This window comes from Pseudomonas sp. KU43P, from assembly GCF_033095865.1.
In the GTDB taxonomy this organism is placed as follows: Bacteria; Pseudomonadota; Gammaproteobacteria; order Pseudomonadales; family Pseudomonadaceae; genus Aquipseudomonas.
Map to the genome: position 1 here is coordinate 2,290,701 of NZ_AP019365.1, position 26,110 is coordinate 2,316,810.

Below are 26,110 nucleotides of genomic sequence, written 5' to 3' on the forward strand. Positions count from 1 at the left end.
GCCGTGCGGGGGCTGGCTAGCATCGGCTTACCTTGAACACGCGGAGCTACACCCATGAATGTCACGATCCTTGGCGGCGGTCACGGCTGCTATGCAGCGGCCGTCGAAATGGCCGAACGCGGCCACAATACCCGCCTGTGGCGGCGCGACCAGGCGGCGTTGCAGGCGCTGCAGGCCATCGGCAGCCTCACCGTGCGCGACTACCGCGGCGCCCGCAACGTGGCGCTGGGCGAGCAGTTGCAACTGATCGCCGACCTGGCCCAGGCGCTGGAAGGGGCAGACCTGATCGTCATCCCACTGCCGTCCACCAGCCATGAGGCGCTGGCCGCTGAAGTGGCGCCGCTGTTGCGCGATGGCCAGGTGGTGTTTCTGCCGCCGGGCACCTTCGGCAGCTATGTGTTCGCCAAGGCCATGCAGGCCTGTGGCAACTGCGCCGAAGTTGCCTTTGCCGAAACCGGTACCTTGCCTTATCTGGTGCGCAAGCAGGGTGTCGACCAACTGGTGATCAGCGCCTACGCCACGCGCCTACCCACCGGTGTGCTGCCCAGCCGGCTGTCGGCGCATGCCTTTGCCGTGCTGCGCGAAGCCTACCCCAGCGTCGAGCCCATCGAGAATGCCTTGAGCGGTGCGCTGATGAACGCCGGGCCGATCATCCACCCGCCGCTGATCCTGATGAATGCCGGCCCGCTCGAGCATTTCGAGTCGTGGGACATCCACAACGAAGGTACCCAGCCGTCGATCCGTCGAGTCACCAACCAGCTCGACGCCGAGCGCATGCGCGTACGGGAGGCACTGGGCTTCGCGGCGCCGCACTTCCCGCTGGCCGACCACTACAACACCGACCAGGGCGATGAATGGATGTACGGCCGCGGCGCCCACGGCAAGCTCACCGACAGCGGCGACTGGCGCGAGAAGATCGACTTGCAGCAGCACCGCTACATGCTCGAAGACACCCGCCTGGGCCTGTCGCTGCTGGTATCTGTCGGGCGTTGGGCCAAGGTCTCGACCCCGGTAGCCGAAGGCCTGCTGGCGCTGGCCTCGGCTGTCACCGGGCGTGACCTGTACGGCGAAGGCCGCACCCTGGAAAACCTCGGCCTGTCCGCGCTCGACCGGGCGCAGATGGCGGCCTTGCTGCAGGACGGGGTGGAGGCATGAGCGGGCCGCTGCGGCACATCGCTGTGGTCGGTGCCGGGCGCATGGGCGAGGGCATTGCCCTGGCCTTCGCCCAGGCCGGGCTGCAGGTGAGCCTGATCGACCTCAAGGTGCGTGAGGCACAGGCTGACTACTTCCAGGCACTCAGGCGCAATCTCCAGGCTGAGGCGCACAGCCTGGTTGCCCTTGAGCTGATCGGGAGGCTGCAGGCCGAACAGCTTTTGGCGCGTATCCACCTGCTCACCCGAGCGGAAGGTGAGCAGGCCCTGGCGGGCTGCCGGCTGATCTTCGAGGCGGTGCCTGAAGTGCTCGACGCCAAGCGCGAGGCGATGGCCTGGATCGACCAGCATGGCGCGGTGGACAGCATCATCGCCTCGACTACCTCGACCTTCCTGGTCACCGAGCTGGCGCAGATGGTTTCGCAGCCGCAGCGCATGCTCAATGCGCACTGGCTCAACCCCGCCCACCTGATGCCATTGGTGGAGGTGTCGCGCAGTGAGCAGACCTGCGAAGCGGTGCTTGCCGAGCTGCTGGCGACCTTGCAGAGCATCGGCAAGGTGGCCGTGGTGTGCAACGCCGCCCCCGGCTTCATCGTGCCGCGGTTGCAGGCGCTGGTGATGAACGAGGCGGCGCGCATGGTCGAGGAGGGCGTGGCCAGCGCCGAGCAGATCGACCTGGCGGTGCGCAGCGGTTTCGGCCTGCGCTTCTCGGTGCTCGGCCTGCTGGAGTTCATCGACTGGGGAGGTGGCGACATCCTGCACCACGCCTCGGCCTACCTCAGCCAGCACCTGGGCGAGCGCTACCAGGCGGCCCAGGCCGTGCAGGCGAACATGGCCGCTGGGCGCAACGGGCTGCGTGAAGGGGAGGGCTTCTACGATTATCGGCAGGTGGATGTTGCCGCCTATCGTCAGGAGCGCCTGGCCGCGCTGGTGCAGCGGGTGCGCCAGGCCGGCCTGGCGCCTCGCTTCGCTTCAGGCCTTGAAGCGCTGGATGAGCCCTTGCTGCTCTGATGCCAGGTCGTTCAACTGCTGGCTGATGCCGGCCGAACGCTCGGCCTGCCCCGAGAGCGAAGCGGTGACGTCGCGCACCGCTTCGACATTGCGGTTGACCTCCTCGGCGACGCTGCTCTGCTGTTCGGCGGCGCAGGCGATCTGCACGTTCATGTCGGTGATCACGCTGACCGCCTGGCGAATCTGCGCCAGCGCATCCAGGGCCTGGCGGGCCTGTTCGGCGTTGGCCTGGGCCTGCTCGTGGCTGTGCTGCATGCTGCGGGTCACCTCGCGGGTGCCGCTGCGCAGGTTGTCAGTGATCGCGCCGATTTCCTCGACCGAGGCCTGGGTGCGCTGTGCCAGGCCGCGCACCTCATCGGCCACCACGGCGAAGCCACGGCCGGCCTCGCCGGCGCGGGCCGCCTCGATGGCGGCATTGAGCGCCAGCAGGTTGGTCTGCCGGGCGATCGACAGGATCACCGCCATCACCGTGCCGATCTGCTCGCCACTGTTGGCCAGGTCGTGCAGGCGTTGCATGCCTTCGCTCATGTCCTGGGCCAGAGCCTGGATGCCGGTGGTGGCGTGTTCGATCACCTGCAGGCCATCGCCGGTGGCCTGGTCGGCATTGCGCGCCGCTTCGGCCGCCTGGGCGGCGCTGTGGGCGGAGGCCTGGGCGGTGGCAGACATCTGCTGCAGCGCCGCGGCCATCTGCTCGATTTCACGCAGTTGCTGCTGCATGCCGGCGTTGGTCTGGCTGGCGATGCGCGCCGATTGGTCGGCGGTGTCGCGGGTGTCGCGCACCCCGGCCTGAACTTGAGCGATCACCGGTTGCAAATGTTCGAGGAAGCGGTCGAAGGCACGGCTCAGGCGGCCCAGTTCATCATGGCCCGGGTAGGCCAGCCGGCGCGTCAGGTCGCCTTCGCCTTCGGCGATGTCTTCGAGCACTTGGGCAACATGCAGCAGCGGCCGGCTGACGCTGCGCGCGGTCAGCCACATCATCAGCACACCGAGCACGGCAGCGCTCAGGCCCAGGCCGATCTGCAGGGCCAGGCTGTGCAGGCGCTGCTCGCGCATCTGCGCCTGCAGGGCGGCCACCGGGGCGCCCAGCACGGCCTTGGGCACGCTGACCAGGACCGCCCAAGGGCTGGCGTCGGGCAGGGGCTGGATGGGGACCAGCATGCGCATGTCGGTGGCGTCTTCGAAGGTTTGGCCACGGCCTGCGCGGGTAGCATCGAGCATCGCGGCCGCGTGGTCGGGGTGGCGCGCCTTGAGCAAGGTGCCCAGGCGCTCGGGGTGGCGGCTGTCGCCCGCCAGCAGGCCAGCGGTGCTGATGATGGCGATATCGCCTTGGCCCTCGTAGAGCGCGGCGCTGGCGCTTTCGGCATCGCGCTGCAGCGCGCCCAGGTCGATGTCCAGGCCGATCACCGCGACCACGCGACCCTGGTCCAGCAGCGGCAAGGTCAGGCTGGTGACCAGCCGTGATGTGCCGCTGGAGCTGTCGACATAGGGTTCCAGCAGGCAGGGTTTGGCGGCCTCGCGCGAGCAGCTGAAGAAGGCATTGAACGGTGCACCGCTGGGGCCTGGCGAGGTGTCGGCGAGCAGTTTCTCGTCGCCCGGCACGGCCTGCAGCTGGCCGGGGGCCGATTGCAGCCAGTACAAGGCGAAGCGCCCCTGGTCGTTGCTACCCGATGCCAGCTGGCCGGCGAAGTCGGCATCGCGGCCGTCGAGGGCGTTGCGGTCGAAGGTGATGAACAGCCCCAGCAGTTCCGGCCGCCCGGCCAGGGCCTGGTGCAGCACCTGGGTGAGGTCGCGGCGCAGGTCGGCCGCTGGTACCTGCCCGTTGGCGCTGCGTTCGCGCAGGTGCATGACCTGGCGGCCGACGCCTTCGGCGAAGGTGTAGGCGCGGGCGAAACCCTGCTGGATCTGCAGCGCCTGGGCCTGGCCTTCGGCGCGCAGGTTATGCCGCGCTGCACTGAGCAGCATGTCGCTGGCGCTGGCCTTGACCTGGTCCTCGCTGGCCTGGCGCTGGGCCAGGGCGAGGGCGGTGAGGAGTACGACAACGGTGGCCAGGCACAGGCTGGCGAGCAGGGTGATCTTGTTGTGGATGCTCAAGGCGTTGGTCATGTCGTTGTTTTCCGCGACGCGAATTGGGCTCGCGGCAGGCTACCGGGCTGGCAGCGGCAACGGTATGGCTGCGCTGCCGATTGGCAGGCAGCGCCAAGAGGTTGGCACGCCTGTGCAACCGTAGCCTCAGGCGAGCGGGGAGAAGGGGGCCGGCAGGTACACCACCGACTGCATTTTCTGCAGTTGTGGCGCCGAGTTTTCCGGTGGCCATACGCCGTCGCCAACGGCGCGGGTGCGCACGTCGAGGCGTTGTTCGAGGCTCGTGTAGGGCCAGATGTGCAAGTAGCGCGGCACGCGGCCGCTGGTGGCGTAGAACGCCGCGTACACCTGGGAATAGTCGTCCCCGGTACGTGGGCCCACGGCCTTGCGCCAGCCGGCCAGGGTCGGGGCCAGGCCCGAGGTCACCAGGTCGTACTCGCGCAGCTCGTAGAAGGGCCCGTGCTTGCCGGGCGCCAGCGGTTCGAGGAAGGGGAACAGCCGGTAGTCGTCCATGTGCTGTTCGAGGATGAATTCGCCAATGCCGAAGGCATCGCTGGCGAGCAGCACGCGCTGGCGTTCGGCGGCCTGGGCCTGGGCATCGGTGAAGCGGCGCAGCACGGCGATGGTGTTCTGCGGGCCGATTTCCGAAAGCCAGCAGCCGACCAGCTCAACCCCAGCTCCGGCCTCCTGCAATGCCGCCTGGAGGCGGGGCAGGGCCTGGGCTGGTGTGCGCACGCGCAGGGTGAAGCGCAGCAGTTCGTATAGGTCGGACATAGGCGGTGGTTCCTTGGGTTGCAATCAAAGCGCCCGAACCCTCCCCGCACGGAAAGGCCCGGGCAAAAAACGGTGATCGGGTGGGTTACCAGAACTTCCAGGTGTAGGAGGTGATCAGGCGGTACTCGTCGTAGTCGGCGCCGTACTTCTGCTGGGTGTGCATGTTCTTCAAGTCGAATGCCAGGTCCTTGAGCGGGCCGCTCTGCACCACGTAGTTGAGCATGATGTCGCGCTCGCTTTCCTGGTCCCGGTCAAGGTCGGCGCCGCGGTCGATGTCGGTACCTTTGGTGTAGCGGGTGAACAGCTTGAGGCCGGGGATGCCGAGGGCGGCGAAGTTGTAGCCATAGCGCAACGACCAGCTGCGCTCGTCCGGGCGGATGAACGGGATGCTGCCCCAGTTCGGCAGCCACAGTTGCGGCACGTAGCCGTTCAGGGTCGGGAATACCGTGTCGCCGGTCATGCGTTGGTAGACGACGCCGAGGGTGTGACCGCTCTTTTCCACGCTCACCAGGCCATAGTAGGCGCGGTTGTCCACCGGGCCGCTGCGTGCGGCGCCGTCTTCCTGGTTGTTGAAGTAGCCGATGTCGGTCTTGAACTGGTAACCGTCGGCCAAGCGCAGGGTGTGCTTGATGCCGGCGTAGTCCTGTTTGTAGATGTCGTTGAGCACGCCGTGGAAGTAGCTGCCCTGCAGGTCTGGTGTCAGCGCGTAGGTGGCGCCGGCGAAGTCGAGGCCGTCGCTGTCCTGGCTGTCAGGGGTACCGAAACGGTACAGGCGCTCGTGGTTGGACGACTCGCGGGTGACGATCGACCAGAATCGCCCGCCGACCAGGGTCAGCTTGTCGATATCGCGCGATTCGATCACCGCACCCTGGTAAATGGTGTCGAGCTGGCGGCTGGGGTCGTTGGAGGCTACCGGGTAGAACGGCCGCTGGTCACCGACCTTCACCACACTCTTGGCGTACTTGAACTTGAGCGTCGCACCGCCCCGGCTGTAGTCGTCGGAGGTCTGCTGGCGGTGGCGGCTGTAGGGCAGCGAGCCATCGTTGCCGGTGGAGTCCAGGCGCACGGCGTATTGACCGTCGAGGTCCAGGCCGACCGCCAGCGGGGTGTCGGTGTAGCCGGATTCGAACTGCAGGTCGAAGCCCTGGGACCAGTTGCCGGCCTTGGACACCGGCGCATTGTCCTGGGTGTAGTTGCGGTTCAGGTAGAGGTTCTTGATGTTCAGCGAGAGGTGGCTGTCATCGACCACGTCGGCCAGGCCGAGCTGGGGTAGAGCGCAAGCCACACACAGGCACAACGGTTTCGCACGCAGGGGCCATCCGAATTCCATGGGGGTATTCCTGGAAATGTGATCAGGACAAGTTCCGGGGCAGTGGGCAACTGGGCAGGGAGGGCCGCAGGTCTGCTGCCTGCTTGTCTGTCACGTTGTTCTTGTTGTTTTGGGTGTGCGTTGCACGTCAGCAACGCTAATGGGCGGGGCAGGGAGGCTCAATGACAGGGGCGGTCAATGTCGTTGCGTTTTTTGCAACGGCCTGCGTGGGGGAGGCACGGCCAGCACCTCCCGCCGAGGTCACAGCACCTTGCGCATCGCCTTGGCCATCTCGGTCGCCAGTGCTCGGCTCAGGTCGTCCAGGGTGCGGCCGCGGCGGGTGACGATCTGGATGTCGGTGGCGTTCATGTCGGTGCAATCGATGGCCAGCGCCTTGAAGGTGCCGGCCTTGAGCTCATCGATGATCGGCAGCTCGGCCAGCAGCGTCGCGCCCAGCCCGGAGCGCACGAAGTCGAGGATCACCGCCAGCGAGTTGGAGGTCAGCGTGGGCACGATATCCACCCCCTGCGCCTTGCACGCGTCGTCCACCAGCTCGCGCACGCGGAAGTTGGCGCCAGGCAGCACCAGCGATTCGCGGGCGATGTCGGCAAGGCTGACCCGGCTGCGCTCGGCCAGCCGGCTGTCGCGGTGCACGATCAGGCGCAGCGGCTGCGCCAGGCTGAACAGGCGGCTCAAGCAGGCCGTCGGGCTGGGGGCGAATACCACGCCCAGGTGGGCCTGATCGGTCAGCACCATGCGCTGCACGTCCGGCGAAGGTGCGCTGATGATCTCGGCCTTGTGCGCTCCATGGGCCTGGAGAAACCCCTGCAACGCATTGATCGCCCGTGCGCCCAGCAGGCCTTCGCCGATGGCGATCACCGTCGAAGCCTGCTGCTGGTGGCGCAGTTCGTCCAGGCGGTTGAGCAGCCGGGTGTGCTGGCGCTGGCGTTCGACGTAGTAATCCACGGCGGCCTCGCCGGCGCTGGTCAGGCTGATGCGGTGGGTGTCGGGGCGCACCAACTCGATGCCCAGTTCGGCTTCGAGACGGGCGATCTGCCGGCTGACCGAGGAGGTGGCGACGCCCAGGGCTTCGGCGGCGGCGCGCATGGAACCTTTGTCGTGGCTCAGGTGCAGGTAACGCAGGCGATGGTCCTGCAGTTCGATGGGGCGGCTGGGCATGACCTTGACCTCGGGGCGCGGGTTTGATTGTGGTTTTCAGGCTCCCTGCCCGGCCATGCTACACCAGCTTTTTTCTCTCCGAAATCATGTGAAAAGTGTATTAAAAATTTTTCGGAATATCGGCGGGTGCGGTTAGTTTTTTTGGATGGATATTCACCCGCCTTTTTAGCTTAAATTCTATATAAATCATGAATATAGGCGTATTTGTTGGGGTTGTTCGGATCTGTTGCAGTGAAGAAATCGGGTTTTTAAGCGTGAAAATTCAATTGACAATTCACGTAAATGACCGCAAATTTTTGTCACCGGCACCCAAAACAAGAGAGACAGAACATGCCGCACGAACCCGCCTTTGCCCCTTTGCATGGCCGCTACCTTGCTGCAGCGAGCCCTGCCATTTCGCCTCCTGTCTACCGACACCTGCCTCAACAAGAAAACTGCGCCTGAGACGGAGAAAGTCCATGGATTCGCTTTGCCTGCGTGCCGCGCCCGAGTCGGCGCTTGCCTCCGGCCCTGCCTTCGAGGCTTTGCTCGACGGGGTTCGTGATCGAGCCCGTACGGGTGAGTTCGATCGCCAACGCCACATTTCCCGCGACGTGATCGATGCCTTCAAGGCTCACGGCGTCTACCGTGCCCTGGTGCCCAAGCGCTTCGGTGGCCTGGAATGCTCGCCGGGTGCGTTCTGCGAGATGATCGAACGCATTTCCCATGCCGACGGTTCCGCCGGCTGGGTCGCCAGCTTCGGCATGAGCCCGGTGTACCTGGCGGCACTGCCGCTGGAGACCATCGCCGAGATCTACGGCAACAGCCCCGACACCGTGTTCGCTGGCGGCATCTTCCCGCCGCAGCCCGCCGAAATCGTTGCCGGTGGCTTCAAGGTCAATGGCCGCTGGAAGTACTCCAGCGGGTCCATGGGTGCCGACATCGTTGGCGTCGGCATCGCCCCGCGCAACGGCGACAAGCTTGACCTGCCGCGCCTGGCGGTGATGCCACGCAGCCAGGCCCGCATCGAGGAAACCTGGGACACCGTCGGCCTGCTCGGCACCGGCAGCCACGACCTGCTGGTCGAGGATGTGGTGGTGGGCGAGCAGTGGACCTTCGTGCGCGGCGGCAAGCCGAACCTGGACGAGCCGTTCTTCCGCTACCCGTCGCTGTCGTTCGCCACCCAGGTGCTTTCCGTGGTCGGGCTGGGCATTGCCCGCGCCGCCCTGGACGAGCTGTCGGGCATGGCCAGCGGGCGCATCTCGGTCACCGGCGCCCCGGCTCTGGCCGACCGGCCTCTGGCCCAGGTGGATGTGGCCAAGGCCGAGGCCGCACTGCGCTCGGCCCGGGCGTTCTTCTACGAATCCATCGAGCGCGCCTGGCAGCACGTGCTGGCCGGCGACCCGGTGCCGATCGAGGTCACCAACCTGCTGCGCCTGTCCTCGACCCATGCCGCACGGGTCGCCGCCGAAGTGGCGCGCAGCGCGCAGCTGCTGTCGGGCATGACCGGCATCTACAACGAAAGCCCGCTGGCCCGCTGCGTCAACGATGCGCAAGTGGTCACCCAGCACGCCTTCATGGGCGACGTCACCTACCAGAACGCCGGGGCGATGTTCTTCGGTAAACAGCCCCTTCCGGGCTACCTGTAACTCTCGGGATATTTGTCATGAGCGATAACAAAGCCTTGCGCGTGCTGTTCTGCATGGGCATCAACCAGAACTTCTTCGACGCGCCGCGCGAGGAGCAACTGCAGGTGTGGGCCGCCTTCAGCGCGATGTGGAACGGCATCCACGACCTGCCCGGGGTGAACGTGCTGGGCAACATGGACGACGACCAGAGCATGGTCGGCCCGTCCGACGGCTTCCCCTGGACCACCTACCTGCTGGCCGACGTACCGGACATCCAGACCGTGCACGCCGCCTGCAACCTGTTCCGTACCACCGCCGTGGGCGAGGGGCCGTACAAGCTGTGGCGCTACGCCAAGGTCGAGGCCCGTGTCGGCCGCGAACTGATCATCCAGCGCGCCTGAGAGGAGGACGTTTCCGTGACCAACCTGATTCCCGCCGTCAATCTGAGCGTCGACCCCGCCGAGCTGGTGCAGCCCGACCGCGTCCACACGTCGTTGTACACCGACCCGGCGCTGTTCGACGCCGAGCTGGAAAAGATCTTCCACAGCACCTGGATCTGGGTCGCCCACGAGAGCGAAATCCCCGAAGCCGGCAGCTACAAGACCACCTACATCGGCAAGCAGCCGGTGATCGTCGTGCGCGACCGCAAGAAGGCCGTGAACGTGCTGCTCAACCGCTGCCGCCACCGCGGTGCCACGGTGTGCGAGCACAAGAAAGGCAAAACCAACAGCTTCGTCTGCCCGTACCACGGCTGGGGCTATGCGCTGGACGGTTCGCTGCGCGGCGTGCCGCACCCGGAAAGCTACGGCGACTGCCTGGACAAGGCCGAGCTGCCCCTGGTCAGCCTGCGTACCGAAAGCTACGCCGGCATGATCTTCGCCACCTTCAAGGATGACATCGAGCCGCTGGAAGACTTCCTTGGCGCTGCCAAGAAGTGGATGGACCTGTTCATGAAGCAGGGCGCGGGCTACGGCATCAAGGTGCCGGGCGAGCACCGTTTCCGCTTCCCGGGCAACTGGAAGATCCAGCTCGAGAACACCACCGACGCCTACCACTTCCCGCTTGTGCACAAGAGCTTCCTGTCGTCGGTGGATGAACAGACCCTGGAGCTGTTCGACTTCGTCAAGGGCCCCGGCTATGTCGAGGACTTGGGCAACGGCCACAGCGTGATGGTGATGATCCCCGAGCTGGTCGACCTGGAAGCCGACCTCGACAAACCGATCCCTGAGCGCTTCGAGTCGCTGGCCGCCGAGCTGCGCGACGAAGGCATCGAAGAGGCGCAGGTGCGACGCATCGTCCGCGCCGTGGGCGGGTCGGGCTTCAACCTCAACCTGTTCCCCAACGTTGCCTGCTCGATGGCGTTCTTCCGCGTGCTGCAGCCGATCTCGGTGACCGAGACCGAGATCCATCACTCGGTGATCACCATGGACGGCGGCCCGGCCGCGGCCAACCGCTACCGCCTGCGCCTGCACGAGCACTTCCAGGGCCCGATGGGCTTCGGCACCCCGGACGATTCCGAGGCGTGGGAGCGCGTGCAGAAGGGCGCCAATGCCGGCGAGAACCTGTGGATCATGCTCAACCGCGGCTTGCCCGGCGAACGCGCCAGTGAAGATGGCCTGGTCTCTGATGTGAGTGCCGAAACCGGCATGCGCGCGGCGTACCAGCAGTGGAAAAAGATGATGACCGCGGAGACCAAGTGATGAACCTCAATCTACTCAACGAAGTCACCGCCTTCATCTGGCAGGAAGGCGACATGCTCGACCACGGCGAGTACGAAGCCTGGCTTGCGCAATGGACCGCGAAAGGGACTTACATCATCCCGATCAACCCCAGGGAAACCGACTACGAGAACACCCTGAACTACGCCTACGACGACCACCACATGCGCCGCCTGCGCGTGCAGCGGCTGGTCGGCGGCGAGTCGATTTCCACGAGCCCGCAGCCGCGTACCGTGCGCAGCATTTCGCGCATTCGCGTGCTCGGCGATGACGGGGTGAACGTGACCGTGCGCGCCGCGCAGAACATCCGCGAGTTCCGCAAGGAAAGCCTCAAGCACTACACCGCCGACCTGACCTACACCCTGGTGCGTGCCGAGGGCGGGTTCAAGATTGAGCGCAAGGTGATCAGCCTGATCAACAGCGACGATACCCTTGCCGGTATCGGCTACATCCTGTGAGGGCCCGGTCATGAACCAAGTCGCATTGGTAACCGGGGCCGGGCAGGGGCTGGGCCAGCGCTTCTGCGCCCGGCTGCTCGCCGCGGGCTTCGACGTGGTGGTCTCGGACCGTGACCTGGCCTTGGCCCAGGCGACGGCCGAGCAGCTCGCGGGGCAGGGCGGGCGTACCCTGGCGGTCAAGCTCGACGTCGCCAGCAAGGCGGACTTCGAACAGGCCCTGGCCCAGGTGCTGGAGCACTTTGGTGCCCTGCACGTGGTGGTCAACAACGCGGCCGTGACCAAGACCACGCCGCTGATGCAGATCAGCCCGGAAGAGTTCGACGCGGTGGTCGGCCTGAACCTGCGCAGCGTGTTCCTCGGCTGCCAGGTGCTGGGTGCGCACCTGGCCGAGCACGGCTATGGGCGGATCATCAACATGGCTTCGCTGGCCGGGCAGAACGGCGGCACCGCCACCGGCGCCCATTACGCGGCGAGCAAGGGCGCGATCGTCACCCTGACCAAGATCTTCGCCAAGGAATTCGCCGCCCGCGGCGTCACCGTCAACGCCATCGCCCCTGGCCCGATCGACTCGCCAGCGGTGCATGCCGCGGTGCCGGCCGAGCGTCTGCAAGGGCTGTTGGCGAACATCCCGGTGCAGCGCCTGGGCGATGCGGACTTCCTGGGCGACCTGATCGTCCAACTGGCGCGGCCCGAGGCCTACTTCACCACCGGGGCGACCTGGGACGTGAACGGCGGCCTGTACATGCGATGAATCACTACAGGACACCGGTCATGAATGAACAATTGTTGAATGTGGTCGTGCGCAAGCGCGAGATCCAAGGGGCCGACGTGGTCGTCCTCGACCTGGGGCGCGCCGATGGCGCGGCCCTGCCGGCCTTCGAAGCCGGGGCGCATGTGGACATCCACGTGGCGCCCGGCCTGGTGCGCCAGTACTCGCTGTGCAGCGACCCGGCGGATGCCTCGGTGTATCGCCTGGGTGTGCTCAAGGACCCGGCCTCCCGGGGCGGCTCGGTGGGCGTGCACGAGGTGCTGGTGGAAGGGCGCGAGGTGCAGATCAGCACACCGCGCAACCTGTTCCCGCTGGCCGCCGATGCCCGTCGCTCGATCCTGCTGGGTGGCGGCATCGGCATCACGCCGATGATCGCCATGGCCCATGCCCTGCACCAGCAGGGCGCCGATTTCGAATTGCATTACTGCGGGCGCTCGCGCAGCCGCAGTGCGTTTCTCCAAGCCCTGGCCAGCGCGCCGTTCGCCGCATGGGTGGTCACCCACTTCGACGACGAAGACGCCGCCCAGCGCCTGGACTTGCCCGCCGTGCTGGGCGCCGCCAAGGCCGGCACGCACGTCTATACCTGCGGCCCGTCGGGCTTCATGGACTGGGTGATTGCCGGCGCTCGCCAGCAGGGCTACGCCGAGGACCACATCCACAAGGAGTATTTCCAGGTGGAGGTGGACGCCAGTGGCGCCAGCTTCGAAGTGGTCGCCGCGCGCAGCAACAAGACCGTACAGGTGGCCGAGGGCCAGAGCATCCTCGACGCCCTGGCTCAGGTTGGCATCAAGATCGACATCTCCTGCGAGCAGGGTGTGTGCGGCACCTGCATGTGCGAGGTGCTCGAAGGTGAGCCGGACCACCGTGACGTGTACCTGACCGATGAAGAGAAAGCCGCGAACGACCAGATCCTGGTGTGCTGTTCGCGGGCCAAGTCCAACAAGCTGGTGCTGGATATCTGAGGAGCATGACCATGGTTGACGTAAACCAATTTCGCAACGCAATGGCCATGCTCGGTGGCGCCGTGTCGGTCATTACCACCGACGGCCCTGCCGGGCGCTTCGGCTTCACCGCCTCGGCGGTGTGTAGCGTCACCGACTCCCCGCCGACTTTGCTGGTGTGCATGAACCGCTCGTCGTATTCCAACGAGCAGTTCAAGGCCAACGGCGCTTTGTGCGTGAACGTGCTGGCCGGCACCCACCAGGAACTGTCGGGGGCCTTCGCCAACCGCGCGCTGAGCATGGAAGAGCGCTTCGCCAGCACCCACTGGACCGTGCTGCAAAGCGGCGCGCCGGTGATGCAGGAAGCGCTGGTGAACTTCGACTGCCGGATCGCCCAGGTGCATGAGGTGGGCTCGCACAGCATCTTCTACTGCCAGATCGAGGAAATTCGCCACGGTGGCGCCGATGATGGGCTGGTGTATTTCAACCGTGCCTATCACCGGGTATGCGAGGCCTCGAAGGCCTGCTGAGCCTTAGCGCCCGCGCCGCCGCGAGACGCGGGCCTCGATGTTCTTGCGGCCGATCAGCAGCGCCGGCTTCTCCACCACCGGTTCGTCCGCCAGCCATTTGTACATCACCAGGCAGTCCACCAGGCCCAGGCGGGCATGGCGGAATGCCTTGGGCAGGCGGCCGACCGTCTCGAAGCCGAGCTTGTGCCACAGCGCCACGGCCACTTCGTTGCTGGCCACCACCGAGTTGAACTGCAGCGCCAGGAATCCTTCCTGGCGCGCCAGTTTCTGCGAGTGCTCGCACATCAAGCGCGCCACGCCACGGCCACGGGCGGCCTCGGTGACCATGTAACCGCAGTTGCCGACATGGGCGCCGGGCCCGGCGGCATTGGCCTTGAGGTAGTAGGATCCCAGCAGCTCACCGTCGTGTTCGGCCACCAGCGTGCGCAAGGGCAGTTCCAGCCATAGCTGGCGTGCCTGCTCGAAGTTCAGAGCCGGGTCGTAGGCGTAGGTTTCACGGGCCTGGACGATGGCCTGGAAGGTCGGCCAGAAACGCTCGAAGTCGTCGGGCGTCATGGGGCGGATGTGGATCATGGCGGTACCTGTGGGGGCTAGGGCGCCAAGTCTGAGAGGCGCGGCGCCGTCGCGCAAGGGCGGCGACGCCGCAGGGGCTCAACTCCCGGCTTTGCCCACTGCATCCAGGGCACGGGCGGAGTAGACCAGCGCGGCGCCGGCATTCATCGCCACGGCCACGCCCAGGGCTTCGGCGATCTCTTCACGGGTGGCGCCTTGCTTGACTGCCTGTTGCGAATGCACGGCGATGCAGCCGTCGCAGCGGGTGGTCACGGCCACCGCCAGGGAGATCAGTTCGCGGGTCTTGGCATCCAGGTGGTTGGTCTTGGCACCGGCACCGCTGGCGGTCATGTAGCCGGCCACGGTGTCGGGAGACAACTGCTTGAGATCGCCGATGCCGGCCATCAACTGCTTACGGTAGGCGTCCCAGTCCATCATGCTCATCGTCTTCACCTTGGGGAGGTTGCGAGTGGAGCTATGAGGCTAGTCGAAGATGGGGGTGTCTGTGCGGGCCCTATCGCCGGCAAGCCGGCTCCCACAGCTACGGTGCGACACCTGTGGGAGCCGGCTTGCCGGCGATAGGGCCTCAGATATAGACGAACACCAGCACCAGCGCCGCCACCACCAGCCATTTCTCCAGGTAGTAGCGCATGCGGTTGCGCTTCTTCAGCGCTTTGCCGCGCTCGCGGATCTTGTAGATGCGGGTGAACAGGCGGTTGATGCCGCCGGTCTTGTCGTTGGCATCGTTCGGGGCCGCCGCAGCCGCCATCACGTTGCGGCTGAACCAGCGGTTGAACGCCGTGGCCCAGCGGTACTTGAGCGGGCGCTCGACGTCGCAGAACAGGATGATGCGGTTGTGTTCGGTGGTGTTGGCGGCGTAGTGGATGTAGGTCTCGTCGAACACCACGCCTTCGCCGTCACGCCAGGAATACTTCTCGCCGTCCACATCGATGTAGCAACCGTCGTCGTTCGGGGTGTCCAGGCCCAGGTGATAACGGTAGGAACCGGCATAGGGGTCGCGGTGACGCACCAACTTGGCGCCGGGCGGCAGGGTGGCGAACATGGCGGCCTTGACCGTGCCAATGCCTTGCAGCAGCTCGGTGGTGCGCGGGCACAGGCTCATTGCCGAGGGGTGGCTTTCGCCGTACCACTTCAGGTAGAAGCGCTTCCAGCCGGTCTTGAAGAACGAGTTGAAGCCGACATCGTCATAATTGTCGGACTTCTTGATTTCGCCCACATGCAGCAAACGCTGGGCTTCTTCGCGGATCTCCTGCCAGTGGTCCTTGAGCGGCTGCAGCTCGGGGAAGGCCTCCACCGGCAGGTAGGGCTTGGCCGGGTGCTTGGAGAACAGGTAAAGGAAACTGTTGACCGGGGCCAGGAAGCTGGAGTGGTCACCGAGCTGGCGAGTCAGCTTGTGACGTACCCGACCGCGCAGGTGAACATAGGCGATCGAGAGGACGAAGATCAGTACGAGTGCAATTTTCATGGACGATTCTTTGTCGAAAAATGGCCATGCGCCATGGCATAAGCCCGCCAGCATAAACAATCATGGGGCGAGTTTGTACCTATTGTTGGTGGATTTGCCGGGCGACTTAGGTGTAATGCCCTGCAGACTGCACAAACGTTTTAGTTCAAGGAGCAACCATGGTTCAGGATATCCGCCCCAGTGGCGCCCCCTTCAAACGCCTGTTCTTCGCCTTGCCGGTGGCCGATGCCCAGCGCCGGGCGCTGGCCCAGTGGCGGCGCGGCCTGAACCTGCGCAGCGGCAAGCCGGTGCCGAGCGAGAACTTCCACCTGACCTTGCTCTTTCTGGGAGATGTGGACGCGGCGCAGGTGCCGGCCATCTGCGCCGCGGTGGACAACCTCGCCCGCCCGGGCGCACCGCTGCGCCTGCTGCTCGATCGCTTGACGGTGTGGCCACGGGCCAATGCGCTGGTGCTGGAGCCGCAGGAAACCCCGCCGGCATTGCGCCAACTGGTCTATGGGTTGCAGCAGGCGCTGCTGCCCATGGGCTTTGCCGAACAGGCCCGCGAGTACCGCCCGCACCTGACGCTGTCACGGGAGTTTCGCGGCCAGGCGCCCGAAGCCACGGTGGCGCCTGACTTCTTCGTGACTGCGCGGGCGTTCACGCTCTTCGAGTCGCGCAAAGGCCAGTACTGGCCACTGGCGCAGTGGCCATTGACGGCATGAGGCCGGGTCAGAACTCGGGCGTGTACTTGACGGTGAACATGAAGTTGCGCGGCTCGCCGTAGTTGTTGCTGCCGTTGAGCTGGTTGAAACCGGCCACCCAGTATTTCTTGTCGAACAGGTTGTTGCCGTTGACCGCCAGGCTCACCTCCGGCGTCAGCTGGTAGGCCAGGCGCGCGCTCCACACGGTGTAGCCGGGCACGGTGTAGGTGCGTTCGTAGCCCAGGGTATGGCTCTGGGTGGTGAAGCCCAGGCCCGTGCTCCAGCGTTGGCCTTCCAGCGGCAAGGTGTAGTCGGCCCAGGCACGCAGCATGTGCTTGGGTGTCCACTGGCTGAACACGCGGCCTTCTTCATCAGGGTCGTCGAGGAATTTGGTGGTGTTGTAGGTGTAGCCGGCAAACAGCTGCAGGCCGCTCAGCACTTCGCCGCTGATTTCTGCCTCGACGCCCTGGCTGCGCACCTTGCCCGCTGCGGTGGAGCAGTACCAGTCGTCACAGGCGAAGCCCGAGGCCACATCGGTGACGGCGCGGTTTTCCTGGTCGTAGCGGAACAGCGCCAGCGAGGCATTGACCCGGCCATCGAACAGTTCGCCCTTCAGGCCCGTCTCGTAGTTGCTGCCGATCACCGGCTTGAGCGGCGCGTTGTTGACGGCGCGTTCGGTCTGCGGCACGAACACGTCGGTGTAGCTGGCGTACCAGGCCCATTCGCGGGTCAGGTCGTAGACGAAACCGGCGTAGGGCGTGACTTCGCCGGTTTCGGTCATGCGGCTGGTGGGGTGGCGGTTGCCGGGGTCTGTGCGGCTGTTGAAGTCGATCGAATCCCAGCTGTAGTCGAACCAGCTGACCCGCGAGCCGACGATCAGGGTCAGGTCGTCGATGGGCTTGACCCGCCAGACGCCATACAGGCCTTTCTGGCGAATGTCGTAGCTGGCCCGGTTGGAGCGGGCCAGCTCGCCGTCGAACACGCTGTCGCGGCTGGGCTCGGGGCGGTTGTGGTCGATGTCGAAGATGTTGTCGTCGGATGCGTCGAAGTTGCGCCAGTAGGCGTCGTCCGAGGTCAGCTTGGAATAGTTGCCGCCGACGGTGATTTCGTGGGCCACGGGGCCGGTGTCGAAATGGCCGACGACATTCATGTCCAGGCCCAGCTTGGTGTTGTGAAAATCGGTGATCCAGTCGGCGTAGGTGATCCCGCTGCCGTCCGCCTCCACGGCCTGGCCGGTGGACTGTACGCGCTGGTGCGTGGAGGTGTTGGTTTCGTCCATGCGCACGGCGGCGGCCCGGAATGCCCAGTCGTCGTTGAAACGGTGGTCGAGGTCCAGGTAGTAGGTGGTCACGTCGGTTTCGGCGCGGCTCCAGCGGGCGCCGGTGAAGGTCGAGCGGGGCAGGTCGATGGGCTTGCCATCGGCGTAGCGGGGCAGGCCACGCAGCATCGGCCGCGACTGCTGGCGGTTGTAGCTGATACCAGCGCCGACCGTGGTGGCATCGTTCAGGTCGATGTCCAGCGCGCCGTACAGGGAGTGGGACTTGCTCCACTGGTAATCGATGAAGCTGTCGCTCTGGTCCTCGTCGGCGACCACCCGGCCGCGCACGCGACCGTCGGCGGTCAGCGGGCCGCCGGCGTCCAGTTGCAGGCCATAGTGGTCCCAGCTGCCGGCCTTGCCGGTGACGGTAACGGTCGGCGTGGCCTGGCCGCGCTTGCGCACCAGGTTGATCGCACCACCCGGGCTGCCGGTGCCTTGCAGCAGGCCGGAAGCGCCGCGCAGCACTTCGACGCGGTCGAAGAACACCAGGTCCTGGGTCGCCCAGTTGCCCAGCGAATAGTTGTTGCGCGGGATCGGCACGCCGTCGTACTGCCAGTCATCGATCTGGAAGCCACGCGAGGTCACCACCACGCCGGGGCCGATGCCTTGGGCACCGACGATCCCGGTGGTGTGGTTGAGGGCGTCCTGCAGGTCGGTGATGCCTTGGTCATCCAGCTGCTTGCGGGTAATCACCGTGATCGACTGGGGGATTTCCTTGAGGCTGTGGGTGCCCTTGCCCAAAGTGACCGCACGGGCGGCATAGGAGCCGCTGCCTTCGCTGGTGGCGTCCAGGTAGTCGTCGGTGATGCTGGTGCTCCCCAGCTCCAGTGCATCACCGCCCTGGCTGGCCGGGGCTACGCTGAAATGCCCGCTGCTGGTCACCCGCAACTGCAGGCCGCTGCCGGCCAGGGCTGCTTGCAGGGCTTGCTCGGCGCTCATCTGGCCGACTACGGCCGGGGCCTGCTTGCCCCGCACCAGCGCCGGCTCCAGGGCGATGATGGTGCCGCTCTGGCTGGCGATGCGGTTGAGGGTGGTGGCCAGGCTCGCTGGCGGCAGGTTGAACGACAGGGTCTGCGCCTGGGCGAGGGCATTGAAACTGGTCAGGACGGCGACCAGGGGCAGGGCGCGAGGCCAGAGGTTGTGCACGGAATTCTCCCGATTGTGTTGGCTTGTCAGGAGATAGGTGCAACGAGAAATGAAAACCGGACACGCTTGCGAATGATTTTCATGAATTTTTTTGGCGTACCTGCGCAGGGCCGATCAAGGTCAGCCACGGGCCGTAGTGTTCGATGCTGATCGGCAGGCTTTCGGCCAGGGCTTGCAGAGCCTGCTGCGGCTGATCGAGCGGGAACACACCTTGTACCCGCAGGTTGCGCACCTCGGGATCCACCCGCACATAGCCGCGCTGGTAGGGGCGCAAGGCGTCGATCACCTCCTGCAGCGGTTCGTCGAGCACTTCCAGGCGCCCATCCAGCCAGGCGGCGCGCTGCTGTTGCTCGTCGGCCAGCGGTTCGATGGCATTGCTGTGCAGCATCGCCGCCTGGCCCTGCTGCAGGTCAAGCCAGCGGCCGTCGGGCAGGCTGGCGCGCACGCTGTGCTCCAGCACCACGACCCGCGTGGCCGCAGCCTCCTGGCTGACCAGAAAACGGGTGCCCAGGGCCTGGACCTGCCCCTGGGCGGTGCGCACGCGCAAGGGGCGGTGGGGGTCGGCTGCAACCTGGATCAGCAATTGGCCACGGCGCAGTACCAGCAGGCGTTGCCCGGCATCGAAGTACAGGTCGACGGCACTGGCACTGTTCAGGCTCAGGCGGCTGCCGTCGGCGAGGGTGAAACTGCGGCGTTCGCCACTGCCGGTGTGGAAGTCGGCCAGCCAGTTCTGGGTCGCATCGCTGCGCCAGGCGCCCCACAGGGCACCCCCGAACAGGCCGACACTGGCCAGCGCAGCGAGCACGTCACGCCGCGAATGGGTGGGCTGCAGCAATACCTGGCGCGCTTCGGCGGCCTGGCCGGGGGCGCGCTGTTCCAGCGCGCGCAAAGTGGCAATCGGCTTGCCGAGGCGGCGCTGCAGGCGTTCCCAGGCCTGCTGGTGGGCCGGGTCCTGCTGCAGCCAGTGCGTCAGGCGTTGCAGCAGGGCGTCGTCGGGCGTGCGGGCATTGAGCGTCACCATCCAGTCGATGGCCTGTTCGCTGATCGCGTCGAGCGGGTGGCTGCTCATGGCTGCACCTCGCACAGGTAGCACTGGCGCAAGGCCTGCTTCATGTAGCGGCTGACGGTGCGTTCGCTGATCTGCAGCCTGGCGGCGATATCGACATAGCTCATGCCATCGAGCTGGCTGTACAGGAAGGCCGCCTTGACGATGGCGGGCAGGCCGTCCAGCACTTGGTCGATGGTCACCAGCGCCTCGATCAGCAGCAGTTGCTCTTCGGCAGAGGGGGCCACCGGCTCTGGCAGCTGCGCCAGGCGCTCCAGGTAGGCCTGTTCCAGCTGGCGGCGGCGGTGGCGATCGAAGATCAACCGCCGCGCGATGGTCGACAGGTAGGCCCGCGGTTGCTGGATACTGTCGGGGTCGACACGGGCGCCGAGCATCTGGCAGAAGGCTTCGGCGGCAGTGTCTTCGGCATCGGCGCGGTTGCGCAGGCGCTTGTGGATGTGTTGGAGCAGCCAGCGGTGGTGGTCGCTGAAGAAAAAGCCCAGCTTGCGGGTCGACGTGCTGTCCAACGGCTGATATCCAGATGTGAGTGTGAATCGTTCTCAATATTAGCCGGGGCGCTGTACACCTCGCAATGGGGCGGCGTCGAACAGTTGCTCGCCCAGCTGCCGGGCGCTGGGTAGCAGCAGTGCGGCGGCCGGGCCTTCGCTGTCTTCCAGCAGGGTCGAACTGAGCACTTCGGCGCCGCAGTAGTCGAAGATGCCATGCTCGATCTGCACACGCATCGCCTCGCCATAGCCATGGCGCTGGAAAGTGCCGGCATCGGCGCCCGCGACGCCCACCAGATGCACCTTCATGCCGCGCAGTTTCTTGACGATCGTGCCGCGTTCGTAGGCGAACGCCCAGCCATGGCTGAACACCCGCTCGACCCAGCCTTTGAGCAGGGCCGGCAGCGACCACCAGTAGATGGGGTAGACCAGCACCAGTGCGTCGGCGCTTTCGATGCGCGCCTGTTCACGCAGCACGTCGGCCGCAGGAGCGGCCAGGCCGCGGTGCACGGCATGGTCGGCGAAGCTGAAGCGCGGGTCGAAGCCTTCACTGGCCAGGTCGGCGATTTCACCGGTGTGGCCGGCGCTGGCCAGGCCTTCGGCCATTTGCCCGGCGAGGGCGTGGGTGAGGGATTTCGGGTCGTGGTGGCCGACTACGATCAAAGCGTGCATGGCGTTCTCCAGGGCCGGGATGGGTAAGTTACGATTGGTAAGTTACTTTTGGTAGGTTTTCAGTGTCAAGCGATGCTCTGGGTCAGCCGCGCAAGCCCTGAATGCCAAGAACGGGTGGGCGCCGGCTTGCCGGCGAGGGGCGGCAAAGCAGCCCCCTGAAATCAGACAGGCAAGCTCTCGTACGCCAGTTCATCCCCGGGGCTACGGGCAAACTGGCGTTTGTACTCACGGCTGAACTGCGAAGTGCTCTGGTACCCCACCCGATGCGCCGCCTGCGCCACGCCCAGCCCTTCGCCAATCAGCATCTGCTGCGCCTTGAGCAAGCGCAGGCGCTTGAGGTACTGCATTGGCGCCATGTCGGTACAGCGTTTGAAATGTTCATGGAAGGTCGACACGCTCATGTTGGCGCACGCGGCGAGCGTTTCCACATTCAGCGGCTCGCTGTAGTGCTCGCGCAGGTGGGCGAGGGCGGCGGCGATGCGGGCGAAATGCCCCTGCTGCTCGACCAACGCCCGCAGCACCCCGGCCTGCGGCCCGCGCAGCGCGGTGTACAACACCTCGCGCACCCGCGCCGGGCCCAGCACCTTGGCATCCAGCGGGTCCTGCAGGCAGCGCAGCAGACGCTCGACACTTTCGCGCATCGGCGCATCCAGCGCTGCCGAGGTCATCGACTGTGGCGTCTGCGCCTGCACCGCCGGGTCGGGGGCCAGATCCATGCGCTGCACCAGCTCGCTCAGCACGCCCCGGTCGATATCCACCGCCACGCCCAGCAATGGCGCCTCGGCCGTGGCGAAGGTTTCGCACATGAACGGCACCGACAGTGCCTGCACCAGGTAGTGACCGGCGCCATATTCCAGGGTACGCGGCCCCAGGCGCGCCAGTTTGCTGCCCTGGGCCAGGATCATCAGGCTGGGTTCGTAGAGCTGCGGGCTGCTGGCCACGTAGTGGTCCCAGCTCAGCACCTGCACCTGGGGCAAGTGCGTGGGCACGAAGCCTGGGCGCGTGGCCAGGCTGCGGATCAGGGTGCACAACGGGGCGTTGGCGTCGACGTGGCGGGTCAGTTGCATGGGTAACCAGGGCAGAGAATCAGACAGTCGCATCATCGCAGATTGAAGGCCAGGCGCCACAAGCCAGGGCCAAGGTTCGGAGAATCAGGCATGCATGCCGGAGAATCTGCCGTGGGCAGGGCGATTATCGGCGCGCAGAATGCGCCGCCTGAATCGTTTCACTTCTTCAAGAGGTTCTGCATGTACACTGCCATCGGCTACGCCGCCCAGACCCCGACCAGCCCCCTGGCCCCCATGACCTTCGAGCGCCGCAGCCCGCGCCCGGATGACGTCGCCATCGAGATCCTCTATTGCGGCGTGTGCCACTCCGACATCCACCAGGCCCGCAACGAGTGGGGCATCGCCGTGTACCCGCTGATGCCCGGCCACGAGATCATAGGCCGTGTCACCGCCGTGGGTGCGCACGTTACCGGGCACAAGGTCGGTGACCTGGTCGGTGTCGGCTGCATGGTCGATTCCTGCCGCCACTGCGAGGCCTGCGCCAAGGACCTGGAGCAGTACTGCCTGGAAGGCCCGACCATGACCTACGCCACCCCGGATCGGGTCGACGGCAGCAACACCATGGGCGGCTACTCCAGCAGCATCGTGGTCAGTGAACACTTCGTGGTGCGCATCCCGGCCGGCATGGACCTGCCCAGCGCCGCCCCAATCCTGTGTGCCGGCATCACCACTTACTCGCCGCTCAAGCACCATGGTGTCGGCCCAGGCCACAAGGTAGGCATCCTCGGCATGGGTGGCCTGGGCCACATGGGCATCAAGCTGGCCAAGGCCCTGGGCGCCGAAGTGACCCTGTTCACCCGTTCCCAGGCCAAGGCTGACGAAGCCCGTCGCCAGGGTGCCGACCATGTGATCGTGTCCACCGACGCCGAGCAGATGCGCGCCGCTGCGGGCCGGTTCGACTTCCTGCTCGACACCATTCCGGTGCAGCACGACCTCAACCCCTACCTGGAAACGCTGAAGTTCGACGGCGTGCATATTCTCGTTGGCCTGATCGAGCCGATCGACCCGGCGGTGCATGCGGCCAACCTGGTGCTCAAGCGCCGCGTGCTGGCAGGTTCGTTGATCGGCGGTATCGCCCAGACCCAGGAGGTGCTGGAGTTCTGTGCCGAGCATGACATTCGTTGCGATATCGAGATGCTGGATATCCGCAATATCAACCAGGCTTACGAGCGCATGATTGCCGGGGATGTGAAGTACCGGTTCGTGATCGACATGGCCACGCTGCAGGGGTGATTGCTGTCTGTTCCGGCCTCATCGCCCCACAGGTGCTCCACTGTTCTCAAGGGCAGTGGGGTACCTGTGGGAGCCGGCTTGCCGGCGATGAGGCCGGATCAGCCAAGGCACTCCTACCAGAGCAGCGGCTTGTCCAACCCCTTCCAGAACAACCACCGCCGCACTTCACCATGCTCCCCCGTCCCGATCTGCCACTCAGGCCGCCCGCTGCCCAGGGCTATCACCGAGATGAACCCGGCATGGCTCGCCGCAACCAGCGTGCGCCCGTCCGCGCTGATGTCCATGGCGCTGATGGTCGAACCGAGGTAGTGCTGCCAATGCTCGGCGTCATCTTCGCCAAATGCCCGCAAGTAACCGTAGGCATCGCCGATGATGTATTCGCCACTGCCCGCCACCCCGGCATACACCCGCGCGCCGTCCTGCAGCAGCGGGGTGCGTGGGTCTTCGCTGTAGTAATCGGTGTCCAGCCCCGGCAGGTCGCTCACGCGCACGCCCAGCGTGCCACCGTTGTAGAAGTGGCAAGCGTTGACGATCACCTGCTCGCCAGTGCGGTTGAACAGGGCGAAGTGCGGGTACTCGCCACCAGGACCGATCTGGGCGATGGGGTGCAAGTGCTCGTCCAGTACCAGGTGCCGACTGTTCTGTTCGCCGAGCACGATCAGCCGGCCGTCTGGCGAGACCGCACCATGTTCCATGGAAAGATGCAGGGCGATATCGTCGGGGTCGGTGCCTTCGGCCAGTTCTTCAAGGATCTGTTGCTGGTGTGGCAACAGCCGGGTGGCACCCTCGGCGGCCAGCAGGAATATGCCCTGCGAGCTGACCAGCAGCACACGCTGGCCATCAGCGAAGGGCACCAGTGTGGTCGGCGTCGGCGGCAGGTCGAAGGGCTCGAACGGGTAACCGGCCGGCAGGCCTTCCAGCCCACTGGGCCAAGGCAGGCGCGCCACCAGCGGCCCGCCCCAGCCATCGGTCACCCTGATTCCTTCGGCATTGGCCAAGGCGAAATAGCGGCGTTGTGGGCAGCGGCCGAAATGATCGATGCCGATCACCGGCGTTACCTGTCGATCGCCGATGCGCACCACCTGGCCCTTTTCGTAGGGCATGCCGATGCGCGCCAGGAGGCTGCCGTCGTCCAGCAGCAGGACCGTGCAGATGCCTTGGCCGTGCTTATCGAGCAGCGGCACCAACGGTTGGTGGGCGGGTGGCCAGGCGGCGCGAAAGGCTTGGTGCTGGGCTTGATCGACACCTGCCTGGTTGATGGCCTGCAGCGCTGCTTGCCAGGCATCGAGCAGGTGCTCGGTGGCCACGGCTTGGGGCTCTTCGAGGTCGTCCCAACCGTGAACGCTGCCTTGCGCCACGTAGCGGTTGATGGCCTGGGCATAGGCGGTGACCGCCTGCTGCCACTGTTGCTGGGGGTGTTGCTTGTCCATGGGCGGATCGCACTCCTTGTTCCGCTTGCCGTTCACACAGAGCGGGCATGGTACCCCCAATCCGTCCCCGGTTGTGAGGCCGGGTATTGACGCGTACCATGCCCGCATTCCCCCAATAACAAACCCGTGCCTCAGCGCGGCCGATACTTGGCCCCTGACGCGCGTCCTTTCGCCATGCCTGCGGAGAAAGCATTCAATCCATGAACGGACCTTTACCCAATGACCTGCCAGCGACCGTAGGAAGCGGCAGTTGGCTGAGCGTGATCGCGCTGGCCCTGGCTGCCTTCATCTTCAACACCACCGAATTCGTGCCGGTGGCGCTGCTCAGCGACATTGGCCGCAGTTTCGCCATGAGCACCGCCCAGGTCGGCCTGATGCTCACCATCTACGCCTGGGTGGTGGCACTGGCCTCGTTGCCGATGATGCTGCTCACCCGCAACGTCGAGCGGCGGCGCCTGCTGCTGTTCGTGTTCTTGGTGTTCATCCTCAGCCACCTGCTGTCGTGGCTGGCGCAGAGCTTCGCGATGCTGGTGTTGAGCCGTATCGGCATCGCCCTGGCCCACGCGGTGTTCTGGGCCATCACCGCGTCGCTGGCGGTGCGCGTGGCGCCGCCGGGCCAGCAGGCCAAGGCACTGGGCCTGCTGGCCACGGGCACGACCCTGGCGATGGTGCTGGGGATTCCCCTGGGCCGGGTCGTGGGCGAGGCGCTGGGCTGGCGAGTAACCTTCCTCAGCATTGCCGGCGTGGCGCTGGCGACCATGCTGTGCCTGATGAAGTCGCTGCCGCTGCTGCCAAGCCAGAACTCCGGGTCGCTGCGTAGCCTGCCGATCCTGTTCAAGCGCCCGGCGCTGGTGATCACCTATGTGCTGGTGACCCTGGTGATTACCGCGCAATTCACCGCCTACAGCTACATTGAGCCGTTTGCCCTGCAGGTGGCGCAGATCGGTGGCGAGCGCACCACGTTGGTGTTGCTGTTGTTCGGCGGTGCCGGGGTGTTCGGCTCGCTGTTGTTCAGCCGTTACAGCGACCGCTTCCCCCATGGCTTCCTGGTGGGCTCGATCGGCCTGCTGGCGGCGTGCCTGCTGTTGCTGCTGCCGCTGTCGGGCAACTTCCATGCGTTTGCCGCGCTGAGCATGCTATGGGGGATCGCGATCCTGAGCTTCAGCCTGTCGCTGCAGTCCAAGACCCTGAAGCTTGCGTCCGATGCCACGGATGTGGCCATGGCGCTGTTCTCCGGGATCTACAACATCGGGATCGGCGGGGGAGCGCTGCTGGGGAGTATCGTCAGCAGCCAGATGGGCGTGGCCGATATCGGCATGGTCGGGGGCAGTGTGGCGGTTGCCGGGTTGCTGCTGGCAGCGGCCAGTACTCGGCGGTTTCGAGAGGCACTTGGCAAGTGATTTACCGTGTTGACCCTATCGCCGGCTAGCCGGCGACAGGGTC

At 65.8% G+C, this 26,110-nt stretch carries 25 protein-coding genes and 1 pseudogene; 12 read left to right on the plus strand and 14 right to left on the minus strand.

What is annotated here, in order from left to right; genetic code table 11:
* Nucleotides 1-54 precede the first annotated feature (54 nt).
* Both KU43P_RS10435 and KU43P_RS10440 read left to right on the plus strand, forming a co-directional pair.
* Nucleotides 55-1,155 (plus strand): NAD/NADP-dependent octopine/nopaline dehydrogenase family protein, encoded by a 1,101-nt coding sequence (locus KU43P_RS10435; protein WP_317662839.1) that lies wholly within the window; start codon nucleotides 55-57, stop codon nucleotides 1,153-1,155.
* Nucleotides 1,152-2,162, plus strand: a complete 1,011-nt coding sequence (locus KU43P_RS10440; RefSeq protein WP_317662841.1) for a 3-hydroxybutyryl-CoA dehydrogenase — start codon at nucleotides 1,152-1,154, stop codon at nucleotides 2,160-2,162. The genes KU43P_RS10435 and KU43P_RS10440 overlap by 4 nt, the downstream gene beginning before the upstream one ends.
* Here the strand turns inward: KU43P_RS10440 and KU43P_RS27020 are convergent.
* From KU43P_RS27020 to KU43P_RS10460, 5 genes and pseudogenes are all read right to left on the minus strand, one after another.
* Complete coding sequence (locus KU43P_RS27020; RefSeq protein WP_411567252.1) at nucleotides 2,124-2,879, minus strand: methyl-accepting chemotaxis protein; 756 nt, start codon at nucleotides 2,877-2,879, stop codon at nucleotides 2,124-2,126. The two genes, KU43P_RS10440 and KU43P_RS27020, sit on opposite strands and share 39 nt — an antisense overlap.
* Nucleotides 2,880-2,981: 102 nt before the next feature.
* Nucleotides 2,982-4,265: pseudogene (locus KU43P_RS27025) on the minus strand (HAMP domain-containing protein); the annotation flags it as partial.
* 126 nt (nucleotides 4,266-4,391) lie between these two features.
* Entirely contained in the window at nucleotides 4,392-5,018 is a 627-nt protein-coding gene (locus KU43P_RS10450) for an NIPSNAP family protein (RefSeq protein WP_317662843.1), read from the minus strand.
* Between the two features lie 85 nt (nucleotides 5,019-5,103).
* Nucleotides 5,104-6,348 (minus strand): OprD family outer membrane porin, encoded by a 1,245-nt coding sequence (locus KU43P_RS10455; protein WP_317662845.1) that lies wholly within the window; start codon nucleotides 6,346-6,348, stop codon nucleotides 5,104-5,106.
* 240 nt (nucleotides 6,349-6,588) lie between these two features.
* Nucleotides 6,589-7,506: a LysR family transcriptional regulator gene (locus tag KU43P_RS10460; RefSeq protein WP_317662847.1), complete on the minus strand. Its 918-nt coding sequence runs from the start codon at nucleotides 7,504-7,506 to the stop codon at nucleotides 6,589-6,591.
* 458 nt (nucleotides 7,507-7,964) lie between these two features.
* Here KU43P_RS10460 and iacA point away from each other — a divergent pair, with 458 nt between their 5' ends.
* Genes iacA through KU43P_RS10495 form a run of 7 tightly spaced genes read left to right on the plus strand, consistent with a single transcriptional unit; the run spans nucleotide 7,965 to nucleotide 13,529 of the window.
* Nucleotides 7,965-9,134, plus strand: a complete 1,170-nt coding sequence (iacA, locus tag KU43P_RS10465) for an indole-3-acetate monooxygenase (RefSeq protein WP_317662849.1) — start codon at nucleotides 7,965-7,967, stop codon at nucleotides 9,132-9,134.
* A gap of 17 nt (nucleotides 9,135-9,151) precedes the next feature.
* Complete coding sequence (locus KU43P_RS10470; RefSeq protein ID WP_317662851.1) at nucleotides 9,152-9,514, plus strand: IacB protein; 363 nt, start codon at nucleotides 9,152-9,154, stop codon at nucleotides 9,512-9,514.
* A 15-nt stretch (nucleotides 9,515-9,529) separates the two neighbouring features.
* Entirely contained in the window at nucleotides 9,530-10,813 is a 1,284-nt protein-coding gene (locus tag KU43P_RS10475) for an aromatic ring-hydroxylating oxygenase subunit alpha (RefSeq protein WP_317662853.1), read from the plus strand.
* Nucleotides 10,813-11,289 carry an aromatic-ring-hydroxylating dioxygenase subunit beta gene (locus tag KU43P_RS10480; RefSeq protein WP_317662854.1) on the plus strand — a complete coding sequence of 159 codons (477 nt, stop codon included), beginning with the start codon at nucleotides 10,813-10,815 and terminating at the stop codon, nucleotides 11,287-11,289. Before KU43P_RS10475 ends, KU43P_RS10480 begins: the two co-directional genes overlap by 1 nt.
* Before the next feature lie 10 nt (nucleotides 11,290-11,299).
* Nucleotides 11,300-12,040 (plus strand): SDR family NAD(P)-dependent oxidoreductase, encoded by a 741-nt coding sequence (locus tag KU43P_RS10485; protein WP_317662855.1) that lies wholly within the window; start codon nucleotides 11,300-11,302, stop codon nucleotides 12,038-12,040.
* Between the two features lie 20 nt (nucleotides 12,041-12,060).
* Nucleotides 12,061-13,020: a PDR/VanB family oxidoreductase gene (locus KU43P_RS10490; RefSeq protein WP_317662856.1), complete on the plus strand. Its 960-nt coding sequence runs from the start codon at nucleotides 12,061-12,063 to the stop codon at nucleotides 13,018-13,020.
* An 11-nt stretch (nucleotides 13,021-13,031) separates the two neighbouring features.
* Nucleotides 13,032-13,529: a flavin reductase gene (locus KU43P_RS10495; protein WP_317662859.1), complete on the plus strand. Its 498-nt coding sequence runs from the start codon at nucleotides 13,032-13,034 to the stop codon at nucleotides 13,527-13,529.
* A gap of 3 nt (nucleotides 13,530-13,532) precedes the next feature.
* On the opposite strand, the gene KU43P_RS10500 is transcribed toward KU43P_RS10495, so the two are convergent.
* The 3 genes from KU43P_RS10500 to lpxO all read right to left on the minus strand — a co-directional run bounded on the left by KU43P_RS10500 (nucleotide 13,533) and on the right by lpxO (nucleotide 15,567).
* Complete coding sequence (locus KU43P_RS10500) at nucleotides 13,533-14,102, minus strand: GNAT family N-acetyltransferase (RefSeq protein WP_317662861.1); 570 nt, start codon at nucleotides 14,100-14,102, stop codon at nucleotides 13,533-13,535.
* A gap of 78 nt (nucleotides 14,103-14,180) precedes the next feature.
* On the minus strand, nucleotides 14,181-14,525 hold the full coding sequence (locus KU43P_RS10505; RefSeq protein WP_317662863.1) for a carboxymuconolactone decarboxylase family protein: 345 nt from the start codon (nucleotides 14,523-14,525) through the stop codon (nucleotides 14,181-14,183).
* Between the two features lie 142 nt (nucleotides 14,526-14,667).
* Nucleotides 14,668-15,567 (minus strand): lipid A hydroxylase LpxO, encoded by a 900-nt coding sequence (gene lpxO / locus KU43P_RS10510; protein ID WP_317662864.1) that lies wholly within the window; start codon nucleotides 15,565-15,567, stop codon nucleotides 14,668-14,670.
* A gap of 158 nt (nucleotides 15,568-15,725) precedes the next feature.
* Between lpxO and thpR the strand changes: the two genes are divergently transcribed.
* The gene (thpR, locus tag KU43P_RS10515) at nucleotides 15,726-16,271 is read left to right on the plus strand and encodes an RNA 2',3'-cyclic phosphodiesterase (protein WP_317662866.1); all 546 of its coding nucleotides are present in this window, start codon (nucleotides 15,726-15,728) and stop codon (nucleotides 16,269-16,271) included.
* A 7-nt stretch (nucleotides 16,272-16,278) separates the two neighbouring features.
* Here the strand turns inward: thpR and KU43P_RS10520 are convergent, their stop codons facing one another.
* The 5 genes from KU43P_RS10520 to KU43P_RS10540 all read right to left on the minus strand — a co-directional run bounded on the left by KU43P_RS10520 (nucleotide 16,279) and on the right by KU43P_RS10540 (nucleotide 22,004).
* The gene (locus KU43P_RS10520) at nucleotides 16,279-18,714 is read right to left on the minus strand and encodes a TonB-dependent siderophore receptor (RefSeq protein ID WP_317662867.1); all 2,436 of its coding nucleotides are present in this window, start codon (nucleotides 18,712-18,714) and stop codon (nucleotides 16,279-16,281) included.
* 79 nt (nucleotides 18,715-18,793) lie between these two features.
* Entirely contained in the window at nucleotides 18,794-19,783 is a 990-nt protein-coding gene (locus KU43P_RS10525) for a FecR family protein (RefSeq protein ID WP_317662868.1), read from the minus strand.
* The gene (locus tag KU43P_RS10530; protein WP_317662870.1) at nucleotides 19,780-20,286 is read right to left on the minus strand and encodes a sigma-70 family RNA polymerase sigma factor; all 507 of its coding nucleotides are present in this window, start codon (nucleotides 20,284-20,286) and stop codon (nucleotides 19,780-19,782) included. The genes KU43P_RS10525 and KU43P_RS10530 overlap by 4 nt, the downstream gene beginning before the upstream one ends.
* A gap of 39 nt (nucleotides 20,287-20,325) precedes the next feature.
* Nucleotides 20,326-20,937, minus strand: coding sequence for an NAD(P)H-dependent oxidoreductase (locus KU43P_RS10535; RefSeq protein ID WP_317662872.1), 612 nt, complete (start codon nucleotides 20,935-20,937; stop codon nucleotides 20,326-20,328).
* Between the two features lie 161 nt (nucleotides 20,938-21,098).
* The gene (locus KU43P_RS10540; RefSeq protein ID WP_317662873.1) at nucleotides 21,099-22,004 is read right to left on the minus strand and encodes an AraC family transcriptional regulator; all 906 of its coding nucleotides are present in this window, start codon (nucleotides 22,002-22,004) and stop codon (nucleotides 21,099-21,101) included.
* Between the two features lie 180 nt (nucleotides 22,005-22,184).
* Here KU43P_RS10540 and calA point away from each other — a divergent pair, with 180 nt between their 5' ends.
* Nucleotides 22,185-23,237, plus strand: a complete 1,053-nt coding sequence (calA, locus tag KU43P_RS10545) for a vanillin reductase (RefSeq protein WP_317662874.1) — start codon at nucleotides 22,185-22,187, stop codon at nucleotides 23,235-23,237.
* A gap of 113 nt (nucleotides 23,238-23,350) precedes the next feature.
* Here calA and KU43P_RS10550 read toward each other — a convergent pair whose 3' ends face one another.
* Nucleotides 23,351-24,667, minus strand: a complete 1,317-nt coding sequence (locus tag KU43P_RS10550) for a hypothetical protein (RefSeq protein ID WP_317662876.1) — start codon at nucleotides 24,665-24,667, stop codon at nucleotides 23,351-23,353.
* Nucleotides 24,668-24,867: 200 nt separating this feature from the next.
* Here KU43P_RS10550 and KU43P_RS10555 point away from each other — a divergent pair, with 200 nt between their 5' ends.
* On the plus strand, nucleotides 24,868-26,067 hold the full coding sequence (locus tag KU43P_RS10555) for a sugar transporter (protein ID WP_317662878.1): 1,200 nt from the start codon (nucleotides 24,868-24,870) through the stop codon (nucleotides 26,065-26,067).
* Nucleotides 26,068-26,110: the final 43 nt, after the last annotated feature.

Excerpts from the sequence above, each read along its gene's own strand:
- KU43P_RS10480 (WP_317662854.1), top strand. The coding sequence starts at position 10,813 with ATGAACCTCAATCTACTCAACGAAGTCACCGCCTTCATCTGGCAGGAA.
- KU43P_RS10505 (WP_317662863.1), bottom strand. The coding sequence starts at position 14,525 with ATGAGCATGATGGACTGGGACGCCTACCGTAAGCAGTTGATGGCCGGC.
- KU43P_RS10495 (WP_317662859.1), top strand. The coding sequence starts at position 13,032 with ATGGTTGACGTAAACCAATTTCGCAACGCAATGGCCATGCTCGGTGGC.
- KU43P_RS10435 (WP_317662839.1), top strand. The coding sequence starts at position 55 with ATGAATGTCACGATCCTTGGCGGCGGTCACGGCTGCTATGCAGCGGCC.
- KU43P_RS10500 (WP_317662861.1), bottom strand. The coding sequence starts at position 14,102 with ATGATCCACATCCGCCCCATGACGCCCGACGACTTCGAGCGTTTCTGG.
- KU43P_RS10555 (WP_317662878.1), top strand. The coding sequence starts at position 24,868 with ATGAACGGACCTTTACCCAATGACCTGCCAGCGACCGTAGGAAGCGGC.
- KU43P_RS10440 (WP_317662841.1), top strand. The coding sequence starts at position 1,152 with ATGAGCGGGCCGCTGCGGCACATCGCTGTGGTCGGTGCCGGGCGCATG.
- KU43P_RS10460 (WP_317662847.1), bottom strand. The coding sequence starts at position 7,506 with ATGCCCAGCCGCCCCATCGAACTGCAGGACCATCGCCTGCGTTACCTG.
- thpR (WP_317662866.1), top strand. The coding sequence starts at position 15,726 with ATGGTTCAGGATATCCGCCCCAGTGGCGCCCCCTTCAAACGCCTGTTC.
- KU43P_RS10490 (WP_317662856.1), top strand. The coding sequence starts at position 12,061 with ATGAATGAACAATTGTTGAATGTGGTCGTGCGCAAGCGCGAGATCCAA.
- KU43P_RS10535 (WP_317662872.1), bottom strand. The coding sequence starts at position 20,937 with ATGCACGCTTTGATCGTAGTCGGCCACCACGACCCGAAATCCCTCACC.
- calA (WP_317662874.1), top strand. The coding sequence starts at position 22,185 with ATGTACACTGCCATCGGCTACGCCGCCCAGACCCCGACCAGCCCCCTG.
- lpxO (WP_317662864.1), bottom strand. The coding sequence starts at position 15,567 with ATGAAAATTGCACTCGTACTGATCTTCGTCCTCTCGATCGCCTATGTT.
- KU43P_RS10540 (WP_317662873.1), bottom strand. The coding sequence starts at position 22,004 with ATGCAACTGACCCGCCACGTCGACGCCAACGCCCCGTTGTGCACCCTG.
- KU43P_RS10450 (WP_317662843.1), bottom strand. The coding sequence starts at position 5,018 with ATGTCCGACCTATACGAACTGCTGCGCTTCACCCTGCGCGTGCGCACA.
- KU43P_RS10470 (WP_317662851.1), top strand. The coding sequence starts at position 9,152 with ATGAGCGATAACAAAGCCTTGCGCGTGCTGTTCTGCATGGGCATCAAC.
- KU43P_RS10485 (WP_317662855.1), top strand. The coding sequence starts at position 11,300 with ATGAACCAAGTCGCATTGGTAACCGGGGCCGGGCAGGGGCTGGGCCAG.
- KU43P_RS27020 (WP_411567252.1), bottom strand. The coding sequence starts at position 2,879 with ATGCAGCAGCAACTGCGTGAAATCGAGCAGATGGCCGCGGCGCTGCAG.
- KU43P_RS10550 (WP_317662876.1), bottom strand. The coding sequence starts at position 24,667 with ATGGACAAGCAACACCCCCAGCAACAGTGGCAGCAGGCGGTCACCGCC.
- iacA (WP_317662849.1), top strand. The coding sequence starts at position 7,965 with ATGGATTCGCTTTGCCTGCGTGCCGCGCCCGAGTCGGCGCTTGCCTCC.
- KU43P_RS10455 (WP_317662845.1), bottom strand. The coding sequence starts at position 6,348 with ATGGAATTCGGATGGCCCCTGCGTGCGAAACCGTTGTGCCTGTGTGTG.
- KU43P_RS10525 (WP_317662868.1), bottom strand. The coding sequence starts at position 19,783 with ATGAGCAGCCACCCGCTCGACGCGATCAGCGAACAGGCCATCGACTGG.